Raw genomic sequence first — 16,674 nt, 5'->3', positions numbered from 1 at the left:
AATTAGAATGACCCAAGAAAAACCCTACCTGATGGCACTGGATCAGGGCACCACCAGTTCCAGAGCAATCATTTTTGACAAAAAGGGGCAAATTGTTTCCGTTGCCCAAAAAGACTTTAAACAATATTTTCCAGACTCCGGATGGGTAGAACATGACCCAAACGAAATCTGGACAAGTCAATCCAGCGTCATGGTTGAATCCCTCATTAACCAAGGGATTCGAGCAGATCAAATCGCTGGAATCGGCATTACCAACCAACGGGAAACCACTTTAATCTGGGACCGAAAAACAGGTAAGGCAATCTACAATGCCATCGTTTGGCAAGATCGCAGGACTGCCTCCTATTGCAATTCATTAAAAGAAAAAGGCCATGCTGACTTGGTGGCATCTAAGACGGGATTGATCATTGACGCCTATTTTTCAGCCACTAAAATCCGGTGGATTTTAGAAAATGTAGAAGGGGCAAGAGCAAAGGCAGAAGCGGGTGAACTAGCATTTGGAACCGTAGATTCCTGGCTGATTTGGAATCTTACTGCGGGAAAAACCCATATAACTGACATTACCAATGCCAGTAGAACCATGATCTACAACATACACACTCAAGAATGGGATAAGGAACTCTTACAACTTTTTGACATCCCTGAATCTTTATTACCAGAAGTGAAATCCTGCAGTGAAATATACTGTGAAACGGCCGGGGATGTATTGAGCGTCAAAATCCCCATTGCTGGAATTGCTGGAGATCAACAAGCTGCACTTTTCGGGCAGCTCTGCACTGAACCTGGGATGGCCAAAACTACTTATGGAACAGGTTGCTTTTTGGTAATGAATACTGGTAATGAGGCTGTAAAATCGGAGAATCAATTACTGACCACCGTTGCCTGGAAAATTGGTGATGAAATCAACTATGCCTTGGAAGGATCCGTGTTCATAGGTGGTGCAGCTATTCAATGGCTTCGAGATGGGATCGAGTTATTCCCAAATGCCAAAGATTCTGAAAAGCTTGCCATGAGCTTAGATGATAATGACGGAGTTTATTTCGTGCCTGCATTGACAGGTCTTGGAGCACCTCATTGGGACCAAAATGCCCGGGGTGCATTTTTTGGGATTACTAGAGGCACCACCAGTGCCCATATGACCCGAGCAGCTTTGGAAGCAATCGCTTATCAAGTTTATGATGTATTGAAAGCAATGGAAAAAGACTCTGGAAAGCCTACCCAGGAACTAAGAGTAGATGGTGGTGCAACAGCCAATAACTTCATGATGCAGTTTCAGGCAGATTTGTTGGATTGCGAAATTAAAAGACCGGAAATCATTGAAACCACCGCTATTGGTGCCGCTTTCTTGGCAGGCTTGGCTTTAGGATTTTGGAAAAACAGAGAAGAACTGCAATCATTGTGGACAGCAGATAAAAGCTTTACTCCTCAGATGGATGAGAATAAAAGAGAAAAACTGCTACATTTTTGGCATAAGGCTGTTGAACGATCAAAAGACTGGATAGAATAATGAACCCATACATTGCAGAAATAATCGGAACAGGGCTACTCCTTTTACTAGGCTCAGGAGTAGTAGCCAATATGCTTCTCCCAAAAACCAAAGGAAATGGTGGAGGAATTATGGAAATAAGTACTGCCTGGGCATTGGCAGTTTTTGTAGGAGTAGTCGTGGCTGGTCCTTACAGTGGGGCACACTTAAATCCAGCGGTAACCGTAGGCTTAGCCATTGTAGGAAAATTTGAATGGGCCATGGTACCCGGATACATTGCTGCAGAAACATTAGGAGCGATGATCGGCGTTGGGATTGCCTGGTTTTTTTATAAGGATCATTATGAAGCTACAGATGATCCTGGCCTCAAAGCAGCCCCATTTGGCACCTCCCCTGCCATTAGAAATCTCCCTCTTAATTTCTTTTCAGAGCTCATCGGTACGTTTGTACTAATTCTGGTCATATTATATAACACGGGAGCCAAAATAGAGGATGCAACTGAAACTCCCATTGGAATGGGTTCACTTGGGGCAATCCCTGTTGCCTTCCTGGTTTGGGTAATTGGGTTAGCTTTGGGAGGAACCACTGGCTATGCAATCAATCCTGCCCGTGATTTTGGCCCAAGATTAATGCACTCTATATTGCCAATTAAAGGCAAAGGAAGCTCCGATTGGGGATATGCCTGGGTTCCTGTTTTAGGTCCTATAGCAGGAGCAGCATTAGCGGCAGGACTATATTTATTGGTTGGTTATTGAATGGAATATAGGCTGCTAATTATTCCTGCCTTTTTGTTTGGAGTAGACCTATTCTTTGGAAATTTGGTCTATTCCAATGATTTTCTCGGAATAGTTTCAGTAGCAAATCATTTAGACTACAAATCATTACACATCGGGGTTTATCCTCCTGGATATTTTTTATGGATTTTATTTATTTTAAAATCAGGTATTGATTTATTAATCGGACTGAAAGCTTTCAATTGGGCTATTATATTAGGCTTCTCGTTAATCACGTTTATCTTTTTCAAAAAGAAGCTAAGTCTTGGATCTTATATTTTTTTCCTAATATTGACGTTAGCATCTAGTCAAATTTTTATTACTTCTCTTCTTGACCCTGGATCATATCCAATGTTCCTATTTTTTGCCTCTTTTGGATTGATTTATATATCCAGTGACAAAATGCTGGAATCAAACCTCGCAATATTTTTTTTGATTTTATCTACTTGGATTCGTTACGAAGGGTTTGCTTTAATCGGATCAATTTTGATCAGTTCGGTTATTTTGAAAAGCAATTGGCAAATGAAGTTAAAATCTATATTAGCCTTAATTGGATCAATTTTAATCTATTCAATTGTCGCATATGTAAGCACAGGGCAGTTTTTTACTAGTCCACATCATTTACTGTACGAAGAACCAAATTGGCTTAAAATCGAACCTAATTATGATTTTAGAACATATCCCATAATTGAGTTTATTCATTTCTATTTAACTAACCTATCTTACCATTGGTATTATTTTTTGATCCTTCTTATTTCATATTTTATCCTAAAAGACTTTAGGCAAGTTATAGTAGTACTTCTCTTATATTTTTTCTTGATTAAACTCCACCCTTCCCCAAGAGGCATTTTTCTAATTATCCCATTTGCTTTTTTATTCTTTGCGTGTTTTGTTGAATCTCTAAAACCCAGACTAAAAATTATAGCAAGGGTATTCCTTTGCTTTGCAATAGTTCCGGTTGTAATGAAAAATTATTCACAGAAAAAAGAAATAAAAGATCGCTATCTACTTTTTGAACAAATCGATTCTGATTTAAAAACCGTTGAACCAGATTGGTCTATCCAAAATGTGTTTACAAATTCACATGACTTCTATTTAAAAAATCAACTTCCGAAAACTCCAAAGGTAAATGGAGGCTGGATGAAACTTGTTCCAAGTTTTTACAAAGACAATCCAAATTTAAGTCTGAATTCTCCCCAAGAATTCATTCAAAACTTAGAAGATCAAAAAATAGAATTTGTCTTGTTAGACAAGGTTTTATTGAGTCCAATTGTATATCCTACTAATGAACTTAATACCTTATTAAGTTTAAAGGATATACCTCAGTTCCAAAGTATAATTACAGGACAAAAAAGGTATTTATTATATAGATATGAATCTACCCGCTAACTTAGAATTTCCTTTATTTAAAGTTTTCAATACCCTTTAGATAGCCCTTTTTTAAGAATTTACTTCAAAACCTCTCTGGCAATCACCATTTTTTGAATTTCCGAGGTCCCTTCTCCTATCGTACACAATTTAGAGTCACGGTAATACTTTTCTACTGGATAGTCTTTGGTAAATCCATAGCCTCCAAATATCTGTACCGCATCATTGGATACTGAAACACACACCTCTGAAGCAAAATATTTTGCTTTTGCAGAAGCTAAGGTCACTTTCTCTCCTCTGTTCTTCAGGTCTGCTGCTTTCATGATCAACAGTTTTGCAGCTTCTACCTGGGTAGCCATATCAGCCAATTTAAAGGAAATTCCTTGGAACTTACTGATTGGTTTACCAAACTGCTCTCTTTCCTTTGAATATTGAATAGAGGCCTCTAAGGCACCTTCCGCTATCCCCAATGACAAAGCCGCAATGGAAATCCTACCCCCATCCAAAACTTTCATCGATTGGATAAAGCCTTCTCCTACATTTCCCAAAACTTGTGATTCATGAATTCTACAATCAGTAAAAATCATCTCCGCAGTTTCTGACGCCCGCATGCCCAACTTATCCTCTTTTCTTCCTCCTTCAAATCCTTTGGTTCCTCTTTCTACTATAAATGCAGTCATCCCATGACTATCTCCTACTTCTCCGGTTCTGGCAATAACCACTGCCACATCTCCGGATACTCCATGCGTAATAAAGTTTTTGGCGCCATTGATTACCCAATATTCACCATCCTTTTCAGCAACTGTACGCATGTTCCCGGCATCCGAACCTGTATTTGGCTCCGTCAGACCCCAGGCTCCCAACCATTCACAGGTAGCAAGTTTCGGTAAATAGGTATTTTTTTGCTCCTCATTTCCAAAAAGCATGATATGCCCAGTACACAAAGAATTATGGGCTGCCATGGACAAACCTACGGAAGGATCTAGCTTTGAAAGTTCAACAATAGCAGTTACATATTCTTCATAACCAAAGCCAGCTCCTCCAAATTCAGTAGGCACTAACACTCCCATCAGTCCGAGCTCCCCCAGTTTTTTAAAAAGTTCCTTGGGGAAAAATTGTCGATCATCCCAATCTTTTCGAAAAGGCGTAATTTCTTTAGAACCAAAATCCCGGATCATTTCCGCGATCATTCGCTGGTTTTCACTTTCTCTAAAATTCATATAGGTAGTTATTTGGGTCTATTTATTGATTTAACCCTAAGATTCATAATAAGTTTGGATTCCCCAAACCGCGATATTTTCAAAAACCTTCTGTATATCCCAATAAAACCAATGATTCACTTCGCATTTTCTTCTTCTTCTACCCATTTTTAATCCCTAACTTCGGAAACTCAAGTTTTAATTTCCTTCTAATTCTATCAAAAAAATTAATTTATTTCACTAAAGGCCAATCGCTTACCGGAAGGAACGCATCACTTAATTTACACAAACCTATGGTTTAAAAGTGATTCAATAGAAAGCTTCACTTAAATCGTCTTTTGACCTTTTCTCCTAATTTATCTAGCTTTCCATGTAACATGTTTCACCTAAAAAACCCAAGGAGGAAGCCCTAATTCTATATTCCATTGATTATTCTGCTAGCAAAAAAATGAATTGGCCTGCACTGCCTTCACCTATGATGGAGAATACGTTAAATCCTATATAAATGGAAAATTTGAATCTCGTAAACCTGAACTGATCCAACATACGAAGGGCTATGAAGGATATCCTAACGGACTTATCTAACGTAAGCATCCATATTATTATCCAGATGGAATGGGCATTAATGGATCTGATTTTACAGTAGGAGTAGTTCTGTTAAAAAATTGAATGGATAATTTCTTTAGGGGTCAAATTGGCGGACTTGCTGCGTTCGAACAAGCCCTCAGCGAAAAAGAACTCAAAAAACTTGTCAAGTAATGGCCATTTTAATCTTCTAAAAACTAACCAACACACCTCAATAACTCTTTTATGAAATCCTTTTTATTCCTACTTACCAGCCTATTACTTTCTCTATCAGCTTTTGCACAAGACATTGAGGGTCAATGGAACGGGGTTTTGAAAGTTCAAGGTGTTCAATTGAGGTTGGTTTTTAATATTGAGAAAACCGATTCTGGCTACAAATCCACCATGGACAGTCCTGACCAAGCAGCTTTTGGAATTCCTGTGAATTCTACGACTTTCCAAGATGGGACTTTGAAAATCACAATTTCCAATGCAAGAATTGAATACGAAGGGACTTTGGATAAAGACCAAATCATTATTGGTGTTTTCACCCAGGCGGGTCAGCCATTCCCTTTGAACCTGATTAAAGGAGAGATAACGAAGGAAGAATCCAAAAGACCACAGGAACCTAAAAAACCCTATCCTTATTTATCAGAGGATCTGACATTCGAAAATTCAAAAGATGGAATCACGCTAGCTGGAACCCTCACCATCCCTAAAACTGGAAATAAGTTCCCTGCAGTTATTTTAATCAGTGGAAGTGGGCCCCAGAATAGAGATGAAGAATTAATGGGCCACAAGCCCTTTTTGGTTTTATCCGATTATTTGACTCGAAATGGAATCGCAGTACTTCGCTTCGATGATCGGGGAACCGGAAAATCCACTGGGGAACATGGTCAGGCTACGAGTGCTGATTTTGCAAATGACGCGGAAGCTGCATTGGAATATTTAAAAACCAGAGAGGAAATTGATCCCACAAAAATTGGTTTGGCAGGACATAGTGAAGGCGGGATTATCGCTCCAAAAGTAGCGATTTCCAATGAGGATGTGGCCTTTTTAATCTTAATGGCTGGAACAGGAATTCCTGGGGATGAATTGCTCTTGCTCCAACAAAGAATGCTTGGGAAAGCTTCCGGGATGACAGAAAATCAATTAATAGAAAATGACATCATCAGTAAAAAAGCTTTTGACCTAGTCAAAAACTCTAACAATTTGGAAAGAGATTTATCTGACTTAATGAGTGAAACTTTTAGAAACATTCCCAAAAATCAAATTCCAAGCGGAATGACTGAGGCCGATTTTGTCAATGCCCAGATCAACCAAATGACTAACCCATGGATGCAATATTTCATCCAATATGATCCTGCTCCAACCTTAGAAAAAGTTACGTGCCCTGTATTGGCAATCAATGGGTCGAAAGACCTACAAGTTGCTCCAAAGGAAAATCTGGGAGCCATCAAATCAGCCCTTGAAAGAGGGGGGAATAATCAAGTTACCATTGTAGAAATCCCTGAACTCAATCATTTATTCCAAGAAAGCACCACAGGAATGCCGAGCGAATATGCCTCCATTGAACAAACATTTTCACCTATTGCCATGGAGGAAATTCTTCACTGGATCAATGAGCAAATTAAATAGAGAGGATGTTATTTCATCCTCTCATAAATTGATTTTACCTCATTGAATTTCTGTTGCAATTCCTCTAATCTCTCATACGCATCTTTTCCTGGTTTTTGATCTGCCCTTCCAAGCATAGAACCTAAGTACCTGGCTTGATCCTGAAGCATTGGTTGCATGTAAGTCCCTTCAGGAGTTACCAATTCATAATAAATTTCATCCAGCTGCTTCTTCTTATTTTCTACATTCTTAGCTGGATTTTCATTCTCCAGCACCATTTTGAGGGCTTCTTGCTCCTTTTCAATGGCAGCGATCAGCTTTTCAACCTCATCTCTGAACGATTGAATTTGAAGAGATAGCTGCTCTTGTTCTGCCACATCTTCATCCGAAACAAGTGTCACTCTTGGATCCAAAATCACATCAAACTTCTCTTCCAGAACCTGATCATCTGCAATCAACCTTGCTGTATAAGTTCCTGTGGACACCATAGGTCCATTTCCTAGGTAGGCTTTTTCCGGATCTTTATCCCATCCGCCTTGATGCCTCATATTCCAGTTGAAATGATTCATTCCAGCTTTATTGGGAAGGCCTTTGGAAGCAGGAGCTTCAGTAAACTCAGTAGACATATTTCTAGTGGTATCAACTTCCGGTTCCTCAGGACCATCGGCTTGATAGGCATGAACCACTTCCCCTTTTTCGTTGATTATTTCCAAGCGAAGATTTGCGGCCTCATCTTCTAAATAATAATCCAGATTTGCGGCAGCTCTTGGATATTCCGGTCCATTCGTCTCACTTCTTGCAGAAAGGTAATTTCTTATGGCAGTTTTGGGCTGAAAAAACACAACCCCTTGGGTTCCGATACTGTTGATCCCTCTTAAGCTTATCAGATTATCCAAAACCCAGAAACCTCTACCCATAGTAGACATCACCAAATCATCTTGATGAATCTTAATATCCGTAATAGGAGTTACAGGAAGATTACTTTCAAAAGCTGTCCAAGTTTCTCCATCATTCATAGAAATAAATAAGCCAAATTGAGTACCTGCATACAGAATCCCTTCTTTTACAGGATCCTCTCTCATCACCAACGTGGGATAATCCTCTGGAATTCCATTAGAACCTGTAGTCAATAAGGTCCAGGTTTGGCCATAATCTTCGGTCTTATAAATATAAGGCTTGTCATCTCCTAACAGATAACGCAAAACAGATACATAGGCTTTTGCAGGGTCATGAGGTGATGGCTCTACCGCATCTACTCTTCCTCCTTTAGGCATATTTGGAGTCACATTTTCCCAAGTCTTACCTCCATCTTTGGTCACGTGTACAGGGCCGTCATTTGCACCTACCCAAATCAACCCTTCCTGAATAGGAGATTCTCTTATCGCATATATGGTACTGTAATACTCTTCTCCAGTTACATCTCGAGTGATAGGTGATCCCGGCACCACCTGAGTATCCGGATCAAATGCTGTTAGATCCGGTGAAATAATCTCCCAAGTTTTCCCATCATCAGTAGTTTTATGAACATACTGAGAAGTATGATAGACTACATCTGGATTATGAGGAGACACATGAATCGGCGCAACTCGCTGAAATCTGAACTTCAAGTCTTTTGGATTATGCCCATAAATATTGGTAGCCCCCACATAATATTGCATTTCCTGTCCGGAGGTTTTATCATAAACTCCAAAACGGCCTTTACAATTAGAGTAGACAATATTTGGGTTTCCAGGCTTTGGAACTGCCGGTCCTGTTTCACAACCTCCCACATTAATAATAAAAGAATTAGGCCCTGCCTGCACACTGGAGGGAGGCATGCTTGGCACCGCAATCGCACTGTAGTTGTCTTGCTGACCAGCATATAACCAATAAGGATATTGATCATCTACCTCTACCGTGTACAGTTCAGCTGTAGGTTGGTTGAACTGGGTAGACCAACTTTTACCAGAGTTCAATGTGATATTTGCTCCTCCATCATTTGCCTGAATCCAAATGGTAGTATCATTCGGATTGATCCAAATATCATGATTATCTCCATGTGGAGTGGAAATGGATTTCCAAGTCTTTCCTCCATCAAAGGATCTTAAAAAGCGCAGCGAATTATTATAAACTGTATTGGCATCTTTTGGATTCGCGTAAATATTGGTGTAATAAAAAGGCCTGTTGGTCAAATTATCATTATCGGAAACAAACTCCCAGCTAGCTCCCCGATCCAATGATCGATATAAACCGCCTTGATTATCCGAAGCCTCAATATTTGCATATACCACATCCGGATCTGCGGGTGAAACTGCAAAATCGATTTTCCCGGTTAATCCAGTGGGTAGTCCATTGCTGAGTTTATCCCATGTTTTACCACCATCAGTAGACTTGTAAACTCCACCCTCAGAGGAACCTGAAGTAATCGTCCAAGGCTTTCGCTCCCCTCTCCAAGCACCTGCATAAATGGTATTTGGATCATCAGGAGCCAATTCCAAATCGGAAACACCGACACTATCGGAATGATAGAAAACCTTGTCCCAGGTTTTTCCTCCATCCATAGTTTTAAAGACCCCTCTTTCTTCATTTTTTTCAAATGCCAGACCAATCGCAGCTACATACACGATGTCAGGATTTTCCGGATGTATTTCTACCGACCCGATCTGTCCCGCATCTTTTAAACCAATGAAATCCCAGGTTTTACCTTCATCCGTGGATTTATATACCCCTTTGCCGGTAATAACATTGGAGCGAAGTCCATCTGAACCCGTGCCCACATAAATAATTTCAGGCTGTTTTTGATAAACGGAAATGGCCCCGATGGAAGGAGTTGGGAAATACCCATCGGAGATATTCTCCCAAGTGATCCCATAATCTTCTGTTTTCCATACGCCACCTCCAGTTGCTCCCATATAAAACAAAGAAGGTTTTGAGGCAACCCCGGCTACAGCAGTCACTCGACCTCCACGTAAAGGCCCCACATTTCGAAATTTATATGAATTCAATAAAGGAGTGAGATCTTGGGAAAAGGCCCAAATACTCATCGGTAACAAAAAGGCGGTGGTAAGTAGCTTTTTTAGCATTGCAATTTCAGTTAAAGACAAAATATACTGGGAAATCGGCTTAAAAAACAAGGCAATTATAGGAATGGCCATGATTCCAGATTACTCTTTCCCAATTCATTCTGATTTTATCAAAGGGAACTCCGTAATTCGAAGTGTAGTGGTCCCATAAGGCACTAAAACCACCTCTTGATCCCTACCAAGATTTTCAAGTTTTAAGCCAGTTGGGACTTGATTGATCAACTTCCAAGAAGGAATTTGGTTTGCTGGCAACTTCAATTGAATTGGGGAATTTTCAAGGTTCCAAGGGTAGCTTCCATCCCAGGGATTTTCTTGCACTTTTACAGAACCTTCCAAATCATTCAAAGTGGACTCATTCAATCCATAATTCCAGGGATCTAAAGGATAAACCTCCTGAAAGGCCCGAAATCTATCATTTCTATCTTTTGTTTTCGTTTCTCCCTCTATTTTCAAGCTGTAGACCAGTGGACCACGTTCTATTGCCACCATTCCTTCATACCAAGTCGAAGATTTTAATTGCATAGGCAAATTAAGCTCCACTTGGTCTCCATCCTGCCATGTTCTCTGAATGATTGCGATTCCATTTTTATTTTCAAACGCGACCGACTCCCCATTAATAAGTATAGTCGGATTTACCGCCCAGCTTGGAATTCTTAAATGAAATGGAAAATCGGAGGTAGCAGAAAGGTTCAACTCAAATTGAATAGATTCTCGAAAAGGAAAACCGGTTGTTTCTTTTATTTGTAATCTCTCTCCGTTTCCTACCAATAGTTCTACAGAACTTGGTGCGTACAACAAAGCGGCAACCCCCGCATCAGGAGTAGCATAAAATAGATTCTGGACAAACTTAGGCCAAGATTGATGCATATTCGTCGTGCAGCAAGGATATCCAGTCAGCTCCCCAAAAACAAAATCTGTCCCCCCGTGATTTTTGGTTTCGTAGGAATAATCCAAGTCATCGGATAATCTCACTTGATTGGCAGCCTGAAAATATTGTCTACTGGTAAAATCATCAGACGCTTGGGTAGGCAAGGCATTGTAGGTGATTTTTTCCAACAAATCTGCAAAACTGGCATCTCCCGTAATTTTCAGGATAGTCTCCAACGAAAACATTTCCTCAGAAATCGAGCAAAATTCAATTCCTTGAACCGGACTCTTCCCATGCAAAGGCTCATCTCCACCATACATGCCTTGAGGCTGGCCATGATATTCCTTAAGCATAGCCAAAGCATTCTTAACTGAATTTACCGCACTAGGATCCCCCGATTTTTGATAATAAACTACTGGCTGTTTTAGGCCTTGGGCCACATTGACTGTATGTAGCCCCGGAACTTGTGCTAGGTTCAAACTAGAAATCTCATTATGGTCAAAAGGATATCTTTTCCCTTTGTTGTAATGCCAAGTATCTGTAAATTCTTGATCATTCGGCGCATTAGAAAAAACCTCTTCCCAAGGGAAGGTTTGTGTCTGAATCAACTCACCCAATTCTATGAGTTTAGGATCCCCTGTAATGTTGTAAAGCCAATAGACAACTGCCAGATTATCCCCAGCTCTTCGATTGGCCCAAAAAGAAAGCTCATCTAACGGGTGAGTCGGCAATTCCTCCAGTTGATAATGAAAATATTTAGTCAAAGCTTCAACAACCCGCTGATCCTCAGTTGCCTGATAATATTGCTGTAAGACTTTTAATATCACCATTTTCGGCCACCAATCCTTTCTTGGACCTTTTTGAATCCCTGCCTCTACCTCTGGTTCCTCTTCAAAAGGAATGGGGCCTATATACCCACTTTCAGCTTGATGAGTCAAGGTCCAATTCACCCATTTCATGGCCTTTTCCTTCAATTCCTCATTTTCTAAAATAAATGCCAAAGGCAGCAAGCCATCAATCCAATAAGGCCCCCGCTCCCAACCGTCACCATCTCCTCCTAACCAGCCATTTCGTTCGCCAACTACTTCGGGATACACGGTATCCAGATTCCCAGTCATACCACTCGCCATTCTTTCCAATTGCTCCTTTAACCAACCATTGGGTTTAATACTTCCCAGAGGAAGTTCCAAATAGGGATTTGGTTTCAAAGGAGCACGATTGCTCAAATAATGGGTCTGTAAGGTGGTCGACTCCTGGGAATTTTTAGACCTACAAGAGAGTAATCCTAGGCTGATTAAAAGAAAAATTGACCATCTGAAGTAAAAGTCTTTTATCATTGAACTTTGAAAGGTTGGTTTCATTCTAAGATAAATATACATTTCTCCGAGACCATCCTCTTACCATTCAAAGAAATCCATTTCGTAAATCACCTCTAAATCTTGCACCCCTTGTTTGTAGAGATGTAAAACATAAGATAATTTGGGTACTCCTCTAACTTAGATCGCCATGTCTCTATCCCATACTAGTAGATTTCTTATATTCTCTCTTTTTTTGATTTCTACTATTCCCGCAATAGCTCAAAAGACAAGCCCTTCTCTGTTCATTTCAAAAAATACAAAAAACAACACCCCACTTCTTCAAGCAGTTCAGACTGAATTTTTGAAAGTGGCGGATGAAGTTGCTGTCTTACCTCCTTTACCCCGTGAATTGACCGGAAGGAGGTTATTAAGTGTAAGTCGGGCATATTTGAAGCGGATCACTTATCTAGGCTATGCTTTTCAGCTTACTGGTGATGAAAAATACTTAATGGCAGTAGAAAAAAATCTATTGGCAGCAGCTGATTTTCAGGATTGGAATCCTTCTCATTTTTTGGATGTAGCTGAAATGACCATGGCCATGGGGATTGGTTACGACTGGGTTCATGAAGACTTATCTAAGAAATCTGCACAAAAAATAAGAGAAGCGATCGCCGAGAAAGGCCTAAAACCATCTTTGGTTGAAGATTATTGGTGGATCAACACCACGAATAACTGGAATCAGGTTTGTCATGCATCCCTAGCAATAGGAGCCTGGGCTGTGGCCGATTATTATCCTGAATTGGCCACCCAAATTCTGGCTAGATCGGAAGAAAAAATTCATATTCCAGAGGCCCAATACAATCCGGATGGAGCTTATCCTGAAGGCACTTCCTATTGGGAATATGGTACCACCTTTCATGTGCTTTACCTTGATGCATTTCAGAAAAAACATCCTGAATTGGTATTGCCCGTTTCTGAAGGTTTTTTGAAAACCGGGAATTATTTTCTACATGCTCATGGGCCTACGGGTAGCTTCAACTATTCTGATTCCAGACAAAGTGAGGTGATGTCAGCAGCTATGTATTGGTTTGCTTCCAAATCCCAGCAGCCTAGTTTACTGTTTAAACAAATGCCATTGCTTCAAGAGTTTTTGGATCAAAAGAGAACTCTGGATTCAGTGAATACTTCGAACCGTTTTTTCGCATTCTTAATGATCTGGCTTTCAGAATTGGATACCACAGTTATCTCTACTCCAGACCAATTGACTTGGACAGGAAATGGTGAAAACCCAGTCAGTTTCCAAAGAAGCGGCTGGACCAAAGATGCCATTTATCTAGGTACTAAGGCCGGTTCACCCGAAGTAAGTCACGGTCATATGGATATCGGGAGTTTTGTCATGGATGCCAAGGGAGTAAGATGGGCAATAGACCTAGGTATGAATGATTACAACGCATTGGAATCTCAGGGAGTCAATATTTGGGATGGTGAGCAGGATGGTGAGCGCTGGTCTGTATTCCGGTATACCAATTATTCCCATAATACCTTGGTAGTGGACAGCGCCCTTCAAAACATTCATGGAAAGGCTGAAATACTCAAAGTAAAAGATAAAAAGAGCCTGAAATCCACTTCTTTGGATCTTTCCAAAGTGTATGAAAATCAATTAAAAAGCATTGAAAGGACCACCCTCATCAAAAAAGGGAAAGAAGTAAGAATTGTAGATCAGCTTCAAAATAATAGCGATTCTTCCAATGTACGCTGGGGGATGATGACGTATGATGCAATAAGTTTCAATGGGAAGAACCAGGCGATCATATCGAAAGGAGAAGAAAAATTAAAATTGGAAGTGATTTATCCCAAAAATGCCCAACTTCAATTGTACCCTGTCAATCCCACTGCAAAAGGGGAAGAAACGAATGAGGGAATGATTTTAATAGGATTTGAAACCACCCTTTCCCCTGATCAAAAGCAAAAGCTAGAAGTACGGTTAATCCCAATGAACTAATGCTAATTAATATAGAATTCCAGAAACCATTACTGTGGTAAATCTTTTTTATTGAAAACTATTTTTATGGCTGAAATTATTGACTTATCGCAGGAAATCTATTCGGGAATGCCAACATATCATTCCCTACCCCCTGTAACTATATCTACCTATTCCACTCATGAGCAATGGGATAAAATTGAGAATCCTAGCACCCAAACACCCAGTGTATTAAATCTGGAAATGAGTGAACATACCGGAACGCATGTAGATGCGCTCAACCATATGGGTAAAGAATTTTCGAGTGGTTCCATTGACACGATGCCCTTATCCATGTTTTACACGGAGGGGATCTGCTTGGACCTTTCCCGCAAAGGCCTTCAAGAATTAATCAGTACCCAAGATTTAATAGCTGCTTTGGGAAAAAGCGATCTTCAGATCAAGAAAGGTGATACTGTTTTACTTTATACCGATCATTACCGGAAATACTACCAAACAGAGAATTGGGGGAAGGGGCCAGGATTAACAACTGAGGCTACCCGATGGTTAGGCGAACAAAAAATTGCTGCATTTGGAGTGGAAACCATGTCCCCAGGTATTCCTAAAATCACCAATAAAGAAGTCCATCACATCTGTGGAAAAATGGGCTTTACCCATTATGAAAACATGGTCAATTTAGATCAATTGATCGGAAGAGGAAGGTTTCGCTTTATCGCTTTCCCTTTAAAAATCAAAGGTGGCACAGGTTCTCCCGTACGAGCAGTGGCAATTTTTGAGTAAGCTACCTGTTTTTAATTTATTTTTTTGAATTCGGCATAGGGGTATGCTCCTTCTGAGTTGTCCTATTTATAAAAACAATTCAAAACCTTATCTTGCATGAACAGCAAAATGCCTCCATGCAAACAAGCGATCAAATGATTTTTCAGTCGATCAAGTCAGGTGATGAAAAAGCACTGGAGATGTTGTTTAAAGAATATTATCAGCCCTTATGTCGCTATGCGAATTCCTATCTGGAAGATCCTGCTGATGCCGAAGAAGTAGTACAATCCTGCTTTATCAAGCTTTGGGAGAAAAGAGAAAACATTTCCATCCAAAGTTCGGTCAAATCCTATCTCTATCAGATCATCCGAAATGCCTGTCTAAATGAGATCAAGCATCAAAAGGTCAAGAAGAATTATGGAGATATGATAACCCAACAGGGAGAACAGCATAGTGAAGCTTCTGATCAAAGCACCCTGAAAGGAGAATTGGAGGAAAAAATTGCCCTTGCACTTCAATCCTTACCTCAACAATGTCGGTTAATATTCACCATGAGTAGATTTGAGGAGTTGAAATACCAAGAGATTGCTGATCAATTAAATTTATCGATTAAAACAGTAGAAAATCAAATGGGAAAAGCCCTGAAACTGATGCGGACCCAGTTGCAGGAATACCTTCCATTGATTGCCCTACTACTTCATATCATATTAGAATGATGAGCGAGCAGGAAGAATTCTATATTGACAGCCTTATCGCCAAATACATAGTTGGTGAAATCAGTCCTTCAGAAGAAAAAGAACTGAAGGAATGGTGTGCCCTATCGGAGGAGAATCAAAAAGTGCTGGATGATGAATTATTGATTTTTCAAAAAGCAAATCTAGGTTCCGACCAGCAGTTTGATGCAGACCTTGCCTGGAGTAAAATCCAACCACAAATCCATCCCCCTAAAAAAGGAAAACAAATTTTCTTTACTCCATGGAGGATTGCTGCCAGTTTCATCCTCATCTGCGCAGTATCTTTCTTGATCTATCAACAGCTTTCCGCTCCTGAAGAATTTACGTATTTGAGCGAGAATCAAGTGGAGACGCGAATACTTCCAGATCAAACCCAACTCTCTTTAAATAGGGATTCAGAGGTTAGTGTAGAATACAATGAACGTAAAAAAACAGGGCTGATCAAACTAAGCGGAGAATCCTTGATTTCAATTCCTGAGGACAAAAAAGTTAAATGGCAGGTCCAAGTCAATGAATTGTTTATTGAGGATATCGGTACAGTCTTTAATGTGAAAGCTTATCCAACTAGTCCATTGGTAGAAGTATCTGTTTTGGAAGGGGAAGTAAGAATGTATTTACAATCAACCAAGGGAATTCAACTTCTAGCGGGAGAAAAGGGGACATTTAACAAAAACACAGGTAATTTCTCGAAAGAAGAAGCTGATGCCAATGTGGATTCATACAGTACTAAATCCTTTTCCTATCTCAACCAAGAATTGGCTTTTGTAGTAGCCCAATTGAGTCAAGTCTATCAAACTGAGATTATTTTGGAAGGAAATATTGGAAATTGCCGATTGACAGTAGATTTTGAACATGAAGATCTGGACACCATTTTGTCTATTATTTCTGAAACGCTTAATTTAGATATTAAAAGAAACGGAAGTGATATCGTACTTTCAGGAGCAGCCTGCAATTAATTTTTTCGA

At 40.0% G+C, this 16,674-nt stretch carries 11 protein-coding genes; 8 read left to right on the top strand and 3 right to left on the bottom strand.

Translation table 11 applies throughout. The annotated features are described in order from the left end of the window. Window positions 1–7: 7 nt before the first annotated feature. Genes glpK through JYB62_RS16425 form a run of 3 tightly spaced genes read left to right on the top strand, consistent with a single transcriptional unit; the run spans window position 8 to window position 3,648 of the window. Window positions 8–1,507: a glycerol kinase GlpK gene (gene glpK, locus JYB62_RS16435; RefSeq protein WP_205646480.1), complete on the top strand. Its 1,500-nt coding sequence runs from the start codon at window positions 8–10 to the stop codon at window positions 1,505–1,507. After that, complete coding sequence (locus JYB62_RS16430) at window positions 1,507–2,241, top strand: MIP/aquaporin family protein (protein ID WP_205646479.1); 735 nt, start codon at window positions 1,507–1,509, stop codon at window positions 2,239–2,241. Before glpK ends, JYB62_RS16430 begins: the two co-directional genes overlap by 1 nt. 33 nt (window positions 2,242–2,274) lie before the next feature. Further along, on the top strand, window positions 2,275–3,648 hold the full coding sequence (locus tag JYB62_RS16425) for a hypothetical protein (RefSeq protein ID WP_205646478.1): 1,374 nt from the start codon (window positions 2,275–2,277) through the stop codon (window positions 3,646–3,648). A gap of 59 nt (window positions 3,649–3,707) precedes the next feature. On the opposite strand, the gene JYB62_RS16420 is transcribed toward JYB62_RS16425, so the two are convergent. Beyond that, window positions 3,708–4,847, bottom strand: a complete 1,140-nt coding sequence (locus tag JYB62_RS16420) for an acyl-CoA dehydrogenase family protein (protein ID WP_205646477.1) — start codon at window positions 4,845–4,847, stop codon at window positions 3,708–3,710. Between the two features lie 789 nt (window positions 4,848–5,636). On the opposite strand from JYB62_RS16420, the gene JYB62_RS16415 reads away from it, so the two are divergent. Continuing rightward, window positions 5,637–7,028, top strand: a complete 1,392-nt coding sequence (locus JYB62_RS16415) for an alpha/beta hydrolase family protein (RefSeq protein ID WP_205646476.1) — start codon at window positions 5,637–5,639, stop codon at window positions 7,026–7,028. Window positions 7,029–7,036: 8 nt separating this feature from the next. Here the strand turns inward: JYB62_RS16415 and JYB62_RS16410 are convergent, their stop codons facing one another. Further along, window positions 7,037–10,141 (bottom strand): WD40/YVTN/BNR-like repeat-containing protein, encoded by a 3,105-nt coding sequence (locus JYB62_RS16410; RefSeq protein WP_205646475.1) that lies wholly within the window; start codon window positions 10,139–10,141, stop codon window positions 7,037–7,039. 24 nt (window positions 10,142–10,165) lie between these two features. Further along, complete coding sequence (locus JYB62_RS16405) at window positions 10,166–12,274, bottom strand: beta-L-arabinofuranosidase domain-containing protein (RefSeq protein WP_205646474.1); 2,109 nt, start codon at window positions 12,272–12,274, stop codon at window positions 10,166–10,168. Between the two features lie 169 nt (window positions 12,275–12,443). Between JYB62_RS16405 and JYB62_RS16400 the strand changes: the two genes are divergently transcribed. From JYB62_RS16400 to JYB62_RS16385, 4 genes are all read left to right on the top strand, one after another. Beyond that, window positions 12,444–14,237 (top strand): heparinase II/III domain-containing protein, encoded by a 1,794-nt coding sequence (locus JYB62_RS16400; RefSeq protein WP_205646473.1) that lies wholly within the window; start codon window positions 12,444–12,446, stop codon window positions 14,235–14,237. 66 nt (window positions 14,238–14,303) lie between these two features. Then, window positions 14,304–14,996, top strand: coding sequence for a cyclase family protein (locus tag JYB62_RS16395; protein ID WP_205646472.1), 693 nt, complete (start codon window positions 14,304–14,306; stop codon window positions 14,994–14,996). Between the two features lie 92 nt (window positions 14,997–15,088). Beyond that, window positions 15,089–15,691: an RNA polymerase sigma-70 factor gene (locus tag JYB62_RS16390; protein WP_317194681.1), complete on the top strand. Its 603-nt coding sequence runs from the start codon at window positions 15,089–15,091 to the stop codon at window positions 15,689–15,691. Beyond that, window positions 15,688–16,665, top strand: a complete 978-nt coding sequence (locus JYB62_RS16385) for a FecR family protein (RefSeq protein ID WP_243431604.1) — start codon at window positions 15,688–15,690, stop codon at window positions 16,663–16,665. The genes JYB62_RS16390 and JYB62_RS16385 overlap by 4 nt, the downstream gene beginning before the upstream one ends. Window positions 16,666–16,674 lie beyond the last annotated feature (9 nt).

This window comes from Algoriphagus lutimaris, assembly GCF_017051705.1.
Taxonomy (GTDB): Bacteria; Bacteroidota; Bacteroidia; order Cytophagales; family Cyclobacteriaceae; genus Algoriphagus; species Algoriphagus lutimaris.
The sequence above is the reverse complement of the archived record's forward strand: the minus strand, read 5'-3'. Positions and strand labels throughout refer to the sequence as shown.